Origin of the sequence: Provencibacterium massiliense (assembly GCF_900169495.1) — a bacterium.
Lineage (GTDB): Bacteria > Bacillota > Clostridia > Oscillospirales > Ruminococcaceae > Harryflintia > Harryflintia acetispora.
The window spans coordinates 1,817,614-1,831,127 of the sequence record NZ_FWCH01000012.1 but is presented as its reverse complement, the minus strand read 5'-3'; the positions used below and the strand labels follow the sequence as shown (position 1 = coordinate 1,831,127).

Annotated in this window: 15 protein-coding genes; 10 read left to right on the top strand and 5 right to left on the bottom strand. The window is 60.7% G+C overall.

Going from position 1 to position 13,514, the window contains the following annotated elements; translation table 11 throughout:
* The first annotated feature begins 233 nt into the window (after positions 1–233).
* The 3 genes from B5477_RS13875 (at position 234) to B5477_RS13865 (ending at position 2,783) form a co-directional block, all read left to right on the top strand.
* Complete coding sequence (locus B5477_RS13875) at positions 234–1,583, top strand: MATE family efflux transporter (RefSeq protein ID WP_079700230.1); 1,350 nt, start codon at positions 234–236, stop codon at positions 1,581–1,583.
* Between the two features lie 190 nt (positions 1,584–1,773).
* Complete coding sequence (locus tag B5477_RS13870) at positions 1,774–2,373, top strand: sigma-70 family RNA polymerase sigma factor (protein ID WP_159449063.1); 600 nt, start codon at positions 1,774–1,776, stop codon at positions 2,371–2,373.
* 137 nt (positions 2,374–2,510) lie between these two features.
* Positions 2,511–2,783, top strand: a complete 273-nt coding sequence (locus B5477_RS13865) for a zinc-ribbon domain containing protein (protein ID WP_079700228.1) — start codon at positions 2,511–2,513, stop codon at positions 2,781–2,783.
* Between the two features lie 61 nt (positions 2,784–2,844).
* On the opposite strand, the gene aac(6') is transcribed toward B5477_RS13865, so the two are convergent.
* Positions 2,845–3,285, bottom strand: a complete 441-nt coding sequence (gene aac(6'), locus B5477_RS13860) for an aminoglycoside 6'-N-acetyltransferase (RefSeq protein WP_200806049.1) — start codon at positions 3,283–3,285, stop codon at positions 2,845–2,847.
* A gap of 89 nt (positions 3,286–3,374) precedes the next feature.
* Between aac(6') and B5477_RS13855 the strand changes: the two genes are divergently transcribed.
* Positions 3,375–4,256, top strand: a complete 882-nt coding sequence (locus B5477_RS13855) for a VIT1/CCC1 transporter family protein (RefSeq protein WP_079700227.1) — start codon at positions 3,375–3,377, stop codon at positions 4,254–4,256.
* Here B5477_RS13855 and B5477_RS13850 read toward each other — a convergent pair.
* Complete coding sequence (locus B5477_RS13850; protein ID WP_079700226.1) at positions 4,253–4,660, bottom strand: cytidine deaminase; 408 nt, start codon at positions 4,658–4,660, stop codon at positions 4,253–4,255. The genes B5477_RS13855 and B5477_RS13850 overlap by 4 nt on opposite strands.
* Positions 4,660–5,376 carry a purine-nucleoside phosphorylase gene (deoD, locus tag B5477_RS13845; RefSeq protein WP_079700225.1) on the bottom strand — a complete coding sequence of 239 codons (717 nt, stop codon included), beginning with the start codon at positions 5,374–5,376 and terminating at the stop codon, positions 4,660–4,662. The genes B5477_RS13850 and deoD overlap by 1 nt, the downstream gene beginning before the upstream one ends.
* A gap of 312 nt (positions 5,377–5,688) precedes the next feature.
* On the opposite strand from deoD, the gene B5477_RS13840 reads away from it, so the two are divergent.
* The 5 genes from B5477_RS13840 to B5477_RS13820 all read left to right on the top strand — a co-directional run bounded on the left by B5477_RS13840 (position 5,689) and on the right by B5477_RS13820 (position 10,472).
* On the top strand, positions 5,689–6,924 hold the full coding sequence (locus B5477_RS13840) for an ABC transporter substrate-binding protein (protein WP_242942208.1): 1,236 nt from the start codon (positions 5,689–5,691) through the stop codon (positions 6,922–6,924).
* Positions 6,925–7,077: 153 nt separating this feature from the next.
* Positions 7,078–7,962, top strand: coding sequence for a branched-chain amino acid ABC transporter permease (locus B5477_RS13835; RefSeq protein WP_117508013.1), 885 nt, complete (start codon positions 7,078–7,080; stop codon positions 7,960–7,962).
* A 4-nt stretch (positions 7,963–7,966) separates the two neighbouring features.
* Positions 7,967–8,995: a branched-chain amino acid ABC transporter permease gene (locus B5477_RS13830; protein ID WP_079700223.1), complete on the top strand. Its 1,029-nt coding sequence runs from the start codon at positions 7,967–7,969 to the stop codon at positions 8,993–8,995.
* Complete coding sequence (locus B5477_RS13825) at positions 8,992–9,756, top strand: ABC transporter ATP-binding protein (RefSeq protein ID WP_079700222.1); 765 nt, start codon at positions 8,992–8,994, stop codon at positions 9,754–9,756. Before B5477_RS13830 ends, B5477_RS13825 begins: the two co-directional genes overlap by 4 nt.
* 11 nt (positions 9,757–9,767) lie before the next feature.
* Positions 9,768–10,472 carry an ABC transporter ATP-binding protein gene (locus B5477_RS13820; RefSeq protein ID WP_079700221.1) on the top strand — a complete coding sequence of 235 codons (705 nt, stop codon included), beginning with the start codon at positions 9,768–9,770 and terminating at the stop codon, positions 10,470–10,472.
* A gap of 70 nt (positions 10,473–10,542) precedes the next feature.
* On the opposite strand, the gene B5477_RS13815 is transcribed toward B5477_RS13820, so the two are convergent.
* A complete protein-coding gene (locus B5477_RS13815; RefSeq protein WP_079700220.1) occupies positions 10,543–11,061 on the bottom strand; it encodes a peptidylprolyl isomerase in 519 nt (172 codons plus the stop codon).
* 36 nt (positions 11,062–11,097) lie between these two features.
* Positions 11,098–12,255: a DEAD/DEAH box helicase gene (locus tag B5477_RS13810; RefSeq protein ID WP_079700219.1), complete on the bottom strand. Its 1,158-nt coding sequence runs from the start codon at positions 12,253–12,255 to the stop codon at positions 11,098–11,100.
* Positions 12,256–12,401: 146 nt separating this feature from the next.
* Between B5477_RS13810 and B5477_RS13805 the strand changes: the two genes are divergently transcribed.
* Entirely contained in the window at positions 12,402–13,478 is a 1,077-nt protein-coding gene (locus B5477_RS13805; protein WP_159449062.1) for an SIS domain-containing protein, read from the top strand.
* Positions 13,479–13,514: the final 36 nt, after the last annotated feature.

Below are 13,514 nucleotides of genomic sequence, written 5' to 3'. Positions count from 1 at the left end.
GAGAAACAACCCCCAACCAGAAAATAACCATGGATTTTTGCGCACAGAGGACCGGTAGCTGGGATTGCTATAGGTCTTTTTTTGTTGCTTTTTGATTTCTCCCATTAAAACGCTAAAGAAAATTTATTTTCCCCCCTTGACTTTCCCCCGTGGCAGCGGATACAATGGAATCCGTACTGTTAAAATCCCGTTAAGGCGGGCTTATATAATAAGGTAAGAAAGGGGAGGCGTATATGGCGAAAGGAAAGGACAAGGAATTTTTCAAACTGATTCTCAAAATCGCACTGCCGCTGGCACTACAGAACCTGATCACCTTCCTGGTGGGAATGATGGACACCCTGATGCTCGGAAGGCTGGGGGAGGTGGCCATCTCCGCTTCGGCACTGGGGAACCAGGTGTTCTTCATCTTCATGATCACCAACTTCGGCCTGGCCAACGGGGCGAACATCCTGATCGCCCAGTACTGGGGCAAGGGCGATACCAAGACCATCAAAAGGATTTTTGCGATCACCTATAAGATCGACTTCTTCCTCGCGCTGATCTTTGCCTGTATGGCGTGGTTTGCGCCGGAGTTCCTGCTTTCGATCTTTACCGAGGACCCGGCGGTCATCCTGGAGGGAAGCAAATATCTGCGGATCGTCGGCGTTTCCTTCTTCTTCTACGCCATTGCCTGTCCCACGACCATGATGCTGCGCGCGCTGCAGACGGTGCGCATCTCGATCGTGGTCTACACCACCTCGCTGGTGGTCAACGTCTTCTTCAACTGGGTCTTCATCTTCGGCAACCTCGGCGCCCCGCGCCTGGGTGTGGCCGGCGCCGCGATCGCGACCTCGATCGCCCGCTTCTGCGAGATGGTGGTCGCCGTGGTGTACCTCTTCGGGTTTGAAAAGAAGTTGAGGCTCAAGCCGCGCGAGCTGCTCAGCTTTGATAAGAGCCTGCTGCCCGACTTTAAAAGCTACGTTATGCCGGTGATGTGCAACGAGATCCTCTGGAGCTGCGGCGCGTCTCTCATCGCGGTCATCGTGGGCCGGATGGGCACGATATACGTCGCGGCCAACAGCATTTCCACCGTGCTCAACAACCTGGTGACGGTGGTCATCTTCGGCGTGAGCTCCTCGGCGGCGGTTATCACCGGGAACACCGCCGGGATGGGCGACCTCGAGCTGACCCGCCAGCGCGCGCACAAGTTCATGGCGCTGAGCGTCGTGCTGGGCGCCTGCGCCTGTGCCGTCACCATCCTGGCACGGCCCTTCGTGGTCTCGCTCTACAGCGTCAGCGACGAGACCAAAGAAATCGCCATGCAGATCATGTTCTCGATGGCGATCATCGTCTTCTTCCAGTCCTTCGCATCCACCAGCATGATGGGGATCCTGCGCGGCGGCGGGGACGGGAAGTTCGTCATGGTGGCGGACGTCATCTTCCTGTGGACCCTGTCCGCGCCCATCGGCTCGCTGCTGGGGCTGGTCTTCCACCTGCCCGCCTGGATCGTCTTCCTGGCGCTCAAATGCGATGAAATTTTCAAGTGCGGGATTGCCTTGTGGAGGCTCAGCGGCGACAAATGGCTGCGGGATGTCACCCGCTGACGGGATTTCCCTTGTGGTAAAAAGGCATAAAAACGTATCCGGGCCACCAGATATAGTGGCCCGGTTTCCTTTGGCGGGCAAACCGCATGTTTTCGGCGATATTTAGGGGACAAAGTTTTGGAAAATGATTGACAACGGAACATTTTTACTATATGATATGAGGGTATCAACGGGTAGTTTGAGGGTTGGCATGAACGGTAGTTCCGAGTTTGCGGAGTATGTCTCATATTCCGATGAAGAATTGGTCCGCCTGATCCACGGCGGGGACGAGCAAGCGTTCGGCTGCCTGTGCAGCCGGTATATTCCGGTCTGCCGCTCCCTGGCGGGACGATACGCCGGTCCGGCCATCGAGCCGGAGGACCTGGCGCAGGAGGGTATGCTCGGGCTCATCGAGGCGACCCGCCGGTTCGACCCGCAAAAACAGGTACCCTTTCATCTCTACTCCAAACGGTGTATCGTCTCGAAAATGCTCTCCGCCCTGGGCGCGATGAACGCCAGCAAGCGCCGTGCGAACGTCGGCAGCCTGCCGTTGGATGAGCAGGAGGGCCTAACGGCCCAAAGCGCCCCTCTTCCCGAGGAGGTGCTCATCGAAAACGAGGAGATGCGCCACCGGGGAAGAGAGATCACATCCCTTTTGTCAGCATTTGAGAACGAAGCATTAAGGCTCTATCTTCGCGGCTGCTCCTACGCGCAAATTGCGGCGCATTTCGGGATCCCGCAAAAATCGGTAGACAATGCGTTGCAACGAGTGAGACGAAAGCTAAGGGCGGTATGGACCCAGTTCCGTTAGACCGCGCCTGACCCAATTCAGTTAGCGGCCGAAAGGCTTCTGATAGTAAGTGCCCTACCTGACGCAGAGCAATTGTTCCACAATGGCAATACGGACTAGGAGTGGCAAATCCAATCGATCTAAGTGAGGTAAAGAAAATGTACGAAGACAAGACCTTAGTATGCAAAGAGTGTGGCTCCGAGTTCGTGTTCACCGCCGGGGAGCAGGAGTTCTATGCGGAGAGAGGCTTCGAGAACGAGCCCCAGCGCTGCAAAGCCTGCCGCGATGCCCGCAAGAACAGCAAGCGTGAGAGAGAGATGTTCACCGCCACCTGCGCCGGCTGCGGCGGCGAGGCGAAGGTTCCCTTCAAGCCCCGTGAGGACCGTCCGGTCTACTGCAGCGAGTGCTTCGCCAAGATGAACAATCAATAAGATTGTAAATAGAATGAGGCCGCCCATCGGGCGGCCTCATTTTTTGTGCTGCCGTTCGGCTTCACAGCTCCTTGACAAAACAGATGATCCGGCCCGCCTCGCGAAAGCCGGTCGCCAGATGAAAGCGCAGACTCTGCGTATTGGACAGCGTGCAGTCGCTGGCGAACTGGCGGCAGCCCCGGGCGCGCGCGAAGTCCTCGCAATGCCTCACCAGCTCGCGCGCCAGCCCCCGGCCGCGGTGCGCCTCGCGCACGTAAATGCCCTCGAGGTAGCCCACCGGGCTGCTGTCGGTCCCCTCGACATAGTCCTGCCGCAGCTGGCACTGGGCAAAGCCCACGGCCTGCCCCGCCTGGAAGGCGAGGAAGACGGCTGCTTTCGGGTCTGAGATCAGCTCCCCGAACTCTTCGGCCAGCTCCTCTCCGGAGTGCCCGGGCCAGAGCAGCGCCGCCAGCTCCAAGACGGCAGCAAGGTCGCGTGCCTCGGCTTTTCGGATCACTTTCATCATCCTTTCCGTATGGGCGTCTATCATGGCCAATTGCCAGGGGAATGTGCTATAATAAAAACAGTTATCGGCAAAGAGGAGGAATTACAATGGAGAACCTATCAGCGGCAACCCTTTCGCAGCTCGAGCGTGCCCAGCGCGACGAGGTGACCGGCAGCCTCATCTACCGCGCGATGGCAAAGCGGGAGAAGGACCCCAAAAACAAGGCCATCCTCGAGCGGATGAGCGCCGAGGAGACCGAGCACGCGGCGGTCTGGCAGCGCTATACCAAAAAGACGGTCCGGCACAGTGCGCTCAAACTTTTCTGGTACAACCTGGTGAGCGTCATCATGGGCTTTACCTTTGTGCTCAAGCTCATCCAGAAGGACGAGGAGCTCAGCGGCGCCGAATACGACCGGCTGAGCCGCGAGGTGCCCGAGGCGGCGCGCATGGCGCTCGAGGAGCACGCGCACGAGAAGGAGCTCATCAATATGCTCGACGAGGAGCGGCTGCAATATGTGGGGGCGATGGTCCTCGGGCTCAACGATGCCCTTGTGGAGCTGACCGGCACCATCGCGGGCATGACCTTCGCCATGATGAATACCCGCCTGGTCGCCCTGTCCGGGATCATCACCGGCGTGTCGGCCACCCTGTCGATGGCGGCCTCCAACTACCTGGCCGAGCGCAGCGACGGCAACCCGAACGCCCTGAAATCCAGCCTTTACACCGGGGTCGCCTACCTGATCACGGTGGCCATCCTGGTGCTGCCCTACCTGCTCTTCCCGGTGAGCCTCTATGTCCCGGCGCTGATCACCATGCTCGCCGCGGTGATCCTGATCATCCTGTTCTTCAACTACTATATCTCGGTGGCCAAAGGGCAGCCCTTCCTGCGCCGCTTCGGCGAGATGGCGCTGATCAGCCTCTCGGTCGCGGCCATTTCGTTCGTGATCGGTATCCTGGTCAAGCAGTTTTTGGGGATCGACATCGGTTAATCGAGCATGTCGGGGGCGAACCCTCGGGGAAGCAGTTCCCCGAGGGTCGTTTTCGTATAGTCCGTTTCGCTGACGGCGAGAAAGACCGGCATGCCGGGCGGGCAGAATTCATAGAGCATCTGCCGGCAGACCCCGCAGGGCGCGGTCTCCTGCAGCGCGCCGCGCTGCTTGCCGCCCACCACCGCCAGCGCCAGAAAGCGGCGCTCCCCCTCGCTCACGGCTTTATACAGGGCGGTGCGTTCGGCGCAGTTGGTGGGCGAGTAGCTGCAGCTTTCGATGTTGCAGCCGCCGTAGATTTTCCCGCTTTCGCCCAGCAGGGCAGCCCCCACCGCAAAGCCGGAATAGGGGCAGTAGGAATGTTCCCGGGCCGCGATGGCCGAGAGGATCAATTCGCGCGGGTCCATCAGTTTTCCTCCACGGCTTCGAGGGCGACCTGCATCATCGCGGTGAACGAGGTCTGCCGCTCCTCGGCGCTGGTCTCCTCGTGGGAGACGAAGGAGTCCGAGATGGTCAAAAGACAGGCGGCGTTTTTGTGGAGCACCGAAGCGTTGTGGAAGAGGGCGAAGGACTCCATCTCGACGCAGAGGCATCCCTGCTCGTCGTGCAGGCGCTGATAATAGGGGGTCCTGTCCTCCCGGTAGAAGACGTCGCTCGAATGCACCACGCCCTCGATCAGGGGAATCCCGAGATGCCCGGCGCTCTGGCGCAGCCGCTCGCAGAGCCCCTTGTCGGGGTAGGTGAAGGGCTCCTGATAGCCGCTTTGCACCCGGGCGAAGGAGGACTCGCTGAAGGCGGCGGTGGCGAGGACCACGTCGTAAATCCTGGCTTCCTCGCAGTAGGAGCCGGCGCTTCCGATGCGGATGATGTTCTCCACCCCATACTGGCTGTAGAGCTCGTAGGAATAGATCCCGATGCTCGGCATCCCCATCCCCGAGCCCATCACCGACAGGGTGCGCCCGCGGTAGGAGCCGGTGTAGCCGAGCATCCCGCGCACCGAGCTGAAGAGCACCGGGTTTTCCAGGTAGGTTTCGGCGATGTACTTCGCGCGCAGCGGGTCGCCGGGCATCAGGACCGTTTTGGCGATCATTCCGTTTTCGGCGCTGTTGTGAGGGGTCGGCATGGACAATCACTCCTTTTTGACTTTGTTTCTATGATACCACATCTGCCCCTAAAAAGCACGGCTGCCGGATTCTGGCGGCCGAAAAAGGGAAAAGCTAGGGGAGAATTTGTAAAATTTATGTGAATGTCTAAAAACCGTTCAAAATTTGTCCCTATCTTCTGTCAAAAATCACATTGCGTTCTTGTGAAAATTGCACTATAATGAAGGGTATATTCAGGGCTGTACTGTGTTAAAGCGGCCCCAGAATATGACGGTATGCTTTCAAACAGGAATTGATCCAGAGTAAAAGCTACAAACAGGAGGTACGAATTCATGAAAAGAATGTTAGCTACTTTGCTGGCGGCGGCCATGCTCGTTTCGATGAGCGCCTGCTCCTCCAGCTCTTCGACCGAGAGCAGCGCCCCGGGTGGGGAGCCCGCCTCGTCCGAGGACGCCGCGGCGCCCGAGGAACCCCCCGAGGAGGATGACGCCGCGCCCACCGCGGACGGCGAGACCATCAAGATCGGCGGCCTTGCGCCCCTGACCGGCGACGTGTCCCAGTACGGCACCGCGGTGGACAACGCGGTCAAGCTGGCTGTCGCGGACATCAACGCCGCGGGCGGCGTGCTCGGCAAGCAGGTCGAGTACATCTGCTACGACGAGAAGGGCGACGCCAACGAGGCGGTCAACGCCTACAACAAGCTGGTCAACGACGACGGCGTGGTTGCGCTGGTCGGCGACGTCACCAGCAAGCCCACCGAGGCGGTCGCCCAGCGCGCGCTGGACGACAACCTGCCGATGATCACCGCCTCCGGCACCGCCGAAGGGATCACCCAGGGCCGTCCGAACGTCTTCCGCGCCTGCTTCATCGACCCCTTCCAGGGGCAGCTGATGGCCAGCTACGCCATCAACAAGCTCGGCGCCAAGACCGCAGCCATCCTCTTTGACAACGGCGACCCCTATTCCACCGGCATCGCCGACGCCTTCGAGGCCTATGCGAAGGAAAACGGCCTCGAGATCGTGGCCAAGGAAGGCTACCAGACCGGCACCCCGGACTTCAACTCCCAGCTGACCACCATCAAGGAGAAGAATCCCGACGTGCTGATGATCCCGGTCTATTACCAGGATGTCGCGCTGATCGCGGTGCAGGCCAAGAACCTGGGACTCACGAGCAAAATGCTCGGCGCCGACGGCTGGGACGGCGTGCTCGAGAAGATCGACGCCTCCAACGTGGACGCGCTCAAGGACGTTTACTTCTGCAGCCAGTATTCCGCCGAGAGCACCGACGAGAACCTGCAGTCCTTCCTTGCGACCTATAAGGAGACCTACGGCCTCGAGGCGAACATGTTCGCGGTGCTCGGCTACGACGCCATGCAGATCATGGCCGCGGCCATCAACAAGGCCGGCTCCACCGATCCGGACGCGATCATCGCCGCCCTGGGCGAGACCAACTACGCGGGCCTGACCGGTACCACCACCTTCGACGAGAGCAACAACCCGGTGCGCGAGGCGATCATCACCACCGTGGCCGACGGGGCTTACAAGTTCGTCGAAAACTACAAGATGTAACGAATAGGACCTAAATTTCAATAGCCGGTCCGCGACGCCGAAAAGAGGGGGCCAGCCCCCTCTTTTCGGTTGTTGCATTATAGGGCACTTATCGTTTATAATGGGGTTGTCCTTTCTTTGCAGAGAGAAACTTAGGAAATGGAAGGTGCGAGTATGAACGTATTCATGACGCAAACGCTCAACGGGCTGGGGCTCGGCAGCATCTACGCGCTCATCGCCCTGGGATACAGCATGGTGTATGGCATCGTCAAGCTGATCAACTTCGCCCACGGCGACATTATCATGGTGGGCGGCTATGTCGTATTGCTGATGATGGTAACCATGGGGCTGCCCCTCTGGATGGCGGTCATCGGGTCGGTGCTCTTCTGCGCGCTGGCCGGGGTGCTCATCGAGCGGATCGCCTACCGGCGGCTCCTCAATCACGGCGCGCCGCGCATCTCGCTGCTGATCACCGCGATCGGGGTAAGCATCTTCCTGCAAAACCTCTTCCAGCTGATCTTCGGCTCGGACGCCAAGAGCGTGCCGCAGATGTTCGCCTTCCCGCCCATCACCATCGGGAGCCTGCAGATCGCCTCGTCCACCATCATCAACATCGTCGTCTCGGTGCTGATGATGATCGGGCTGCACCTGCTGGTCAACAAGTCCCGCATGGGCAAGGCCATGCGCGCCACCAGCGAGGACGCGGGCGCGGCCATGCTGATGGGGATCAACACCAACCATACCGTCGCCTTCACCTTCGCCGTCGGCTCGGCGCTCGCGGCGGTGGGCGCGGTGCTCTACTGCAACACCTATCCGCAGTTAAAGCCGGTGATGGGCAACCTGCTGGGGCTCAAGGCCTTCGTGGCGGCGGTGCTCGGCGGGATCGGCTCGATCCCCGGCGCCATGCTCGGCGGGTACATACTCGGCGTGGCCGAGAGCTGGACCAAATCCTACATTTCCTCCAACCTGACCGACGCGGTGGTCTTCGGCATCCTGATCGTGGTGCTGCTCTTAAAGCCCACCGGCCTACTTGGGAAAAATGTGAAGGAGAAGGTGTGACGGTATGAAAAACAGTCATAAAAAGGCGGCGGCCAGCTACGCCGTCAACCTGGTCTTGGTCCTGCTGCTCTTCGCGGCGCTCTACTTTTTGGTTTCGAGCGGTACGGTCAACCGCTATTACGCTGACCTGATTTCGCTGGTCTGTATCAACGTCACCCTGGCGGTCAGCCTGAATCTCGTGACCGGCGTGCTCGGCCAGCTGGTGCTCGGCCATGCGGGCTTCATGCTGGTGGGCGCCTACGCCTGCGCCCTCTTCACCAAGAGCAGCGCCCTGCCGATCAGCGTGTCCTTCCCCATCGGGCTGGTGCTCGCGGGGCTGATGTCTGCCGTCTTCGGGGTGGTCATCGGCGTTCCGGCGCTGCGGCTGCGAGGGGATTACCTGGCGATCATCACCCTGGGCTTCGGGGAGATCATCCGGGTGGTGGCCAACAACCTGAAGATTACCGGCGGGGCGATGGGCCTCAGCGGAATCCAGGCCATCGCCAACCGCAAGAACCCGGCCGGGATGCTGCCCTATGCCTTCTTCATCGCGGCGGCGGCCATCTTCATCTCCTTCGCCTTCGCCCGCTCGCGGCACGGAAGAGCGGTCATCGCCATCCGCGAGGACGAGATTGCGGCCGAGGCCTCGGGGATCAACACCACCTATTATAAGCTGCTGGCCTTCGTGCTCGCGGCCTTCATCGCCGGGGTTGCCGGCGGGCTCTACGCCCATCACCTCGGGGTCATCGACCCGGCCAAGTACGACTTCAACCGCTCGGTCGAAATCCTCATCATGGTGGTGCTCGGCGGCATGGGCTCGATCACCGGCTCGGTGATCTCGGCCTCGGTGCTCACCGTGCTGCCCGAGGCGCTGCGCAGCTTCTCAAACTACCGCATGCTCGCCTATTCGATCGTGCTCATCTGCGTCATGCTCTTTCGGCCAACAGGGCTGCTGGGCAAGTATGAATTTTCCCTCTCGGGGACGGTTGCCCGTTTCACCGGGAAGAAGAAGCCCGCCGCGGCAGGCGGCGTGAAGGGAGGCGGCGCGCAATGAGCAAAGCGGTACTCAAGGCCGACCATCTGGGCATCACCTTCGGCGGGCTCAAGGCGGTCACCGACTTTAACGCCGAGATCGGCGAGCACGAGCTCGTCGGCCTGATCGGCCCGAACGGCGCGGGCAAAACCACCATTTTCAACCTCCTCACCGGAGTTTACCAGCCCACCGAGGGCTCGGTCTACCTCGACGGCAAGTCGATGGCCGGCAAGAAGCCCCATCAGATGGTCAAGGCCGGGATCGCGCGCACCTTCCAGAACATCCGGCTCTTCAAGGACATGACGGTGATCGAGAACGTCAAGGTCGCCTTCAACCAGCATATGAAATATTCGGTCTTCGGCGGGATGCTGCGCCTGCCCTCCTTCTGGAAGGAGGAGGACGGGATCGACGGGAAGGCGCGCGAGCTGCTGCGGGTCTTTAATATGGAGGACCTCGCGCAGAACACCGCCAAGAACCTGCCCTACGGCCAGCAGCGCAAGCTGGAGATCGCCAGAGCCCTGGCGACCGGCGCGAAGGTGCTGCTGCTCGACGAGCCGGCCGCCGGCATGAACCCCACCGAGACGATGGAGCTGATGAACGCCATCGCCACCATCCGGGAGCGCTTCGGGATTTCGATCATCCTCATCGAGCACGACATGAGCCTGGTGATGAAGATCTGCGAGCGGATCATCGTCATCGACTACGGCCAGATCATCGCCACCGGCACGCCTGCCGAGGTCGCCAACAATCCCAAGGTCATCGGGGCCTATCTCGGGGAATAGGAGGAGCGCATATGTTAAAGGTCAAAAATCTCAACGTCTCCTATGGGGCGATCCATGCCATCCACGACGTGAGCCTGGAGGTCAACGAGGGGGAGATCGTCTCTTTAATCGGCGCCAACGGTGCCGGGAAGACCACCACCCTGTCCACCATCACCGGGCTCAAGAAGGCCGCCAGCGGCGAGGTCACCCTGGACGGGCAGAACCTGCTGGCCATGCAAGCGCCCAAGATCGTGGGGCTGGGGCTCGCGCACGTCCCGGAGGGGCGGCGCATCTTCGCCGAGATGACGGTGGCCGAGAACCTGGAGATGGGCGCCTATACCCGGCGCGAGCGCGCCGAGGTGCAGCAGTCCATCGAGGACGTCTACGGCCGCTTCCCCCGCCTCAAGGAGCGCTACCGCCAGGTGGCGGGGACCCTCAGCGGCGGCGAGCAGCAGATGCTCGCCATCGGCCGGGCGCTGATGTCAAGGCCCAAGATCCTGCTGATGGACGAGCCGTCGATGGGCCTGTCGCCCCTGCTGGTCAAGGAAATTTTCGCCATCATCGGGGAGGTCAACGCCTCGGGGGTGACGGTGCTGCTTGTCGAGCAGAACGCCAAGATGGCCCTTTCGATCGCCAACCGCGCCTATGTGCTGGAGACCGGGCGGGTGGTCATGGAGGGCGACGCCAAGGAGCTGATGGGCAACAGCGAGATCAAGAAGGCCTATCTGGGGGCGTAGAACAAAAAACAAAGCGGGGGACGCCTTCATAGAAGGCGTCCCCCTTTCGCATGTTTATAATTTGTAAGCCCTACGCCTTCTGCGGCTCGGGATACTCTTCGCCGAAGGTTTCGACGGTGACTTTTTTCATCACCTCTTCGGCCAGCGGCCTGTCGGAATGATTGCGCTTGACCGAGACGATCCGTTCGGCCTCCTCGATCCCGTCGGTCACCTTGCCGAAGGCGGCGTACTGCCCGTCGAGATGGGGCGCGCGCGCCACCATGATGAAGAACTGGCTGCCCGCGCTGTCCGGGTTCATCGCCCTAGCCATCGAGAGGACGCCCTTCTCGTGGGCCAGAGCGTTTTGGAAGCCGTTTTGGGAGAACTCGCCGGCTATACAGTAGCCGGGGCCGCCCATCCCGGTGCCCTCGGGGTCGCCGCCCTGGATCATGAAGCCGGGGATGACCCGGTGGAAGATGGTGCCGTCGTAAAAGCCTTTGCGCACCAGGGAGATGAAGTTGTTGACGGTGTTGGGCGCGATCTCGGGATAGAGCTCGGCGACGATCTTGCCGCCGCTCTCCATTTCAATGGTCACAATCGGATTTTTCATAAAAAGACTCCTCTACAATATTGTTGATTGCCGGGGTCAGACTTCCTGCGCGTCCGGCTGGCCGCCCTCGATCAGCTCGCCCTGCTCGGTGACGGTCAGGGGGATCACCTCGGAGCGGGTGTACTTGATGATTTCCTTGAGATGCTTTGCTTCGTCCAGGGAATAGAAGACGTAGGAGGTGCCCTCCCGCTTGGCCCGACCGGTGCGTCCGATGCGGTGCAGGTAGTATTCGTTTTCCAGCGGCACCTCGTAGCTGATCACCACGTCCACATCGCTGATGTCGATCCCGCGCGCCGCCACGTCGGTGGCCACCAGGATCTGAAAGCCGCCGTCCCGGAAGGCGGCCATGATCTTGTTGCGGTCCTGCTGGGTCTTGTCGCCGTGCAGGCTGTCGCAGGAAAAGCCGAAGCCGCCCAGCTGCTCGCACAGGCGCGCGGTGGTGTACTTGGTGTTGCAGAAAATCATCGCCCGCAGGAAGGGGCGCGCCTTTAAGATGGTCACCAGGTCCCGCAGCTTCTGGCTGCCGGTGCTCTGGATGGAGTACTGCTTGATCTTGGGCTTGCTCGCCTCCACGGGCTTTACCGTCAGCTCGACCTCGTCGCGCTGGTAGAGCCAGGAGATGTCCATCACCTCGCGGGAGATGGTGGCCGAGAACATGGCCATCTGGCGGCCCTTGGGCAGCCGGTCGAGGATTTTGCGCACATCCTTCATGAAGCCCATGTCGAGCATCTCGTCCGCCTCGTCGAGCACCACCATGCGGATATTGTTAAGCTGCACGGTGCGCCGGCTGAGATGATCGAGCAGCCGGCCCGGGGTGGCGACCACCACCATGGGGGACTGCTTGAGGGCGCTAATCTGCTTTCCAATGGGCTGGCCGCCGTAGACCGAGACGACTTGCACCCCCTCCAGGAACTTGGAGAGAGCGCGCAGGTCGTTGCTGATCTGGGTGCACAGCTCGCGGGTGGGGCAGAGCACCAGTCCCTGCGGGCCGCGCGCCTGGGGATCGAGTTTTTCAATCAGCGGGATGCCGAAGGCGCAGGTCTTGCCGGTGCCGGTGGGCGCCTTGGCGATGACGTCGTGCCCCTCCATCAGGACGGGGATCGCCTTCTCCTGAATTTCGGTCAGCTCCTCAAAGCCCATCGCCTCGACGGCACTTCGTATCTCGGGGGAGACGTTCAGCTCTTGAATATCCATACCTCGTAAATTCCTTCCTTTTAACAGCTCCTGTATAAACAGAAACAGTATACCATAGATTGCGCGGTAATTCAATTCGCCACACCTTGTGCGGAGGGAGAATTCATGCTAGAATGGGAGCAACATCAGGGAAAGGGGCAATCGTCATGGGAATGAAAATGTACGGCTACATCAGCCAGTCGCCCAAGGCAATGGAAAACATCCTGCACACCCGAAAAGAGCATGCAAAAGCCTTTGTGGACCTCTTTATGCAGAAAAGGCCCGACCGGATCTATCTATGCGGCTGCGGCACCTCCTACAACGCCTGTGCCAGCGCCTGCCGCTTTATGGAGAAGGTGCTCGATACCGAGGTGACAATCTTTACTCCCACCCTCGCCCCCGGCGAAGAGACCGTCAGGAAGACCAATCCGATCTTTATCGCCGTTTCCCAGGGCGGCTCCTCAACCAACACCACCGCCGCGGTCGAGCGCTTCTGCGATTACCCCTGGGTGGCGCTGAGTGCGCAGGAGGCCTGCGTCTTAAACGACAAGTGCGGTGCGAGCTGCCTGATCGCCTGCGGCGAGGAGGACAACGGCGCCAAGACGATGGGCTACTACGCCACGGTGCTTTCGCTCTATGTGCTGGCGCTCGAGGCGGGGCAGGCGGCCGGCACAATCGCACCCGAGCGCTACAACGACTATATCCTCAAAATTGAGCGGGAGGTGCGGGCCATGCCGGAAAACGTCCGGCGCACCCGCGCGTGGTACGAGCGCAACCTCGAGGAGCTCAAGCAGATGAAGAAGATTACCATCATCGGCAAGGGCGTGGCCAGCGCCATCGCGGCCGAGAGCGCGCTCAAGCTGGTGGAGACGGTGCGCTATCCGGCGATGGGCTACGAGTTTGAGGAATACCTCCACGGGCCGGACGACCTGCTGGACGAGGAGCTCTACACCCTCATGCTGCTCAGCCGCGGGGAGCAGCACGACCGGATGCTGCGCCTCATTGAATTTCAGAAAAACGGCACCGAGCACAACTTTGTCGTCTCCCTCGGCGAGGACCTGGGGGAGGGGCGCAACCTCAGCCTGCTCAGCGTGGAGGACGAGGACTTCACCCCCTTCGAGCAGATGCTCCCCGCCCAGGTGATCGCGGCGCTGCTGCCGCCGGTGATCGGCCGGGAGGAGAGCCCGGAATATTTTAGTAATTACTATGACCTGATGGGCACCAAGGCGCCCGGCGGGAAATAAATGTAAATGAAGGGCAGGGCCGGATTTCCGGTCCCG

Bases quoted from the DNA above. Each gene is read 5' to 3' on its own strand.
- B5477_RS13875 (WP_079700230.1), top strand. From the start codon at position 234: ATGGCGAAAGGAAAGGACAAGGAATTTTTCAAACTGATTCTCAAAATC.
- B5477_RS13870 (WP_159449063.1), top strand. From the start codon at position 1,774: ATGAACGGTAGTTCCGAGTTTGCGGAGTATGTCTCATATTCCGATGAA.
- B5477_RS13865 (WP_079700228.1), top strand. From the start codon at position 2,511: ATGTACGAAGACAAGACCTTAGTATGCAAAGAGTGTGGCTCCGAGTTC.
- B5477_RS13855 (WP_079700227.1), top strand. From the start codon at position 3,375: ATGGAGAACCTATCAGCGGCAACCCTTTCGCAGCTCGAGCGTGCCCAG.
- B5477_RS13850 (WP_079700226.1), bottom strand. From the start codon at position 4,660: ATGGACCCGCGCGAATTGATCCTCTCGGCCATCGCGGCCCGGGAACAT.
- deoD (WP_079700225.1), bottom strand. From the start codon at position 5,376: ATGCCGACCCCTCACAACAGCGCCGAAAACGGAATGATCGCCAAAACG.
- B5477_RS13840 (WP_242942208.1), top strand. From the start codon at position 5,689: ATGAAAAGAATGTTAGCTACTTTGCTGGCGGCGGCCATGCTCGTTTCG.
- B5477_RS13835 (WP_117508013.1), top strand. From the start codon at position 7,078: ATGAACGTATTCATGACGCAAACGCTCAACGGGCTGGGGCTCGGCAGC.
- B5477_RS13830 (WP_079700223.1), top strand. From the start codon at position 7,967: ATGAAAAACAGTCATAAAAAGGCGGCGGCCAGCTACGCCGTCAACCTG.
- B5477_RS13825 (WP_079700222.1), top strand. From the start codon at position 8,992: ATGAGCAAAGCGGTACTCAAGGCCGACCATCTGGGCATCACCTTCGGC.
- B5477_RS13820 (WP_079700221.1), top strand. From the start codon at position 9,768: ATGTTAAAGGTCAAAAATCTCAACGTCTCCTATGGGGCGATCCATGCC.
- B5477_RS13815 (WP_079700220.1), bottom strand. From the start codon at position 11,061: ATGAAAAATCCGATTGTGACCATTGAAATGGAGAGCGGCGGCAAGATC.
- B5477_RS13810 (WP_079700219.1), bottom strand. From the start codon at position 12,255: ATGGATATTCAAGAGCTGAACGTCTCCCCCGAGATACGAAGTGCCGTC.
- B5477_RS13805 (WP_159449062.1), top strand. From the start codon at position 12,402: ATGGGAATGAAAATGTACGGCTACATCAGCCAGTCGCCCAAGGCAATG.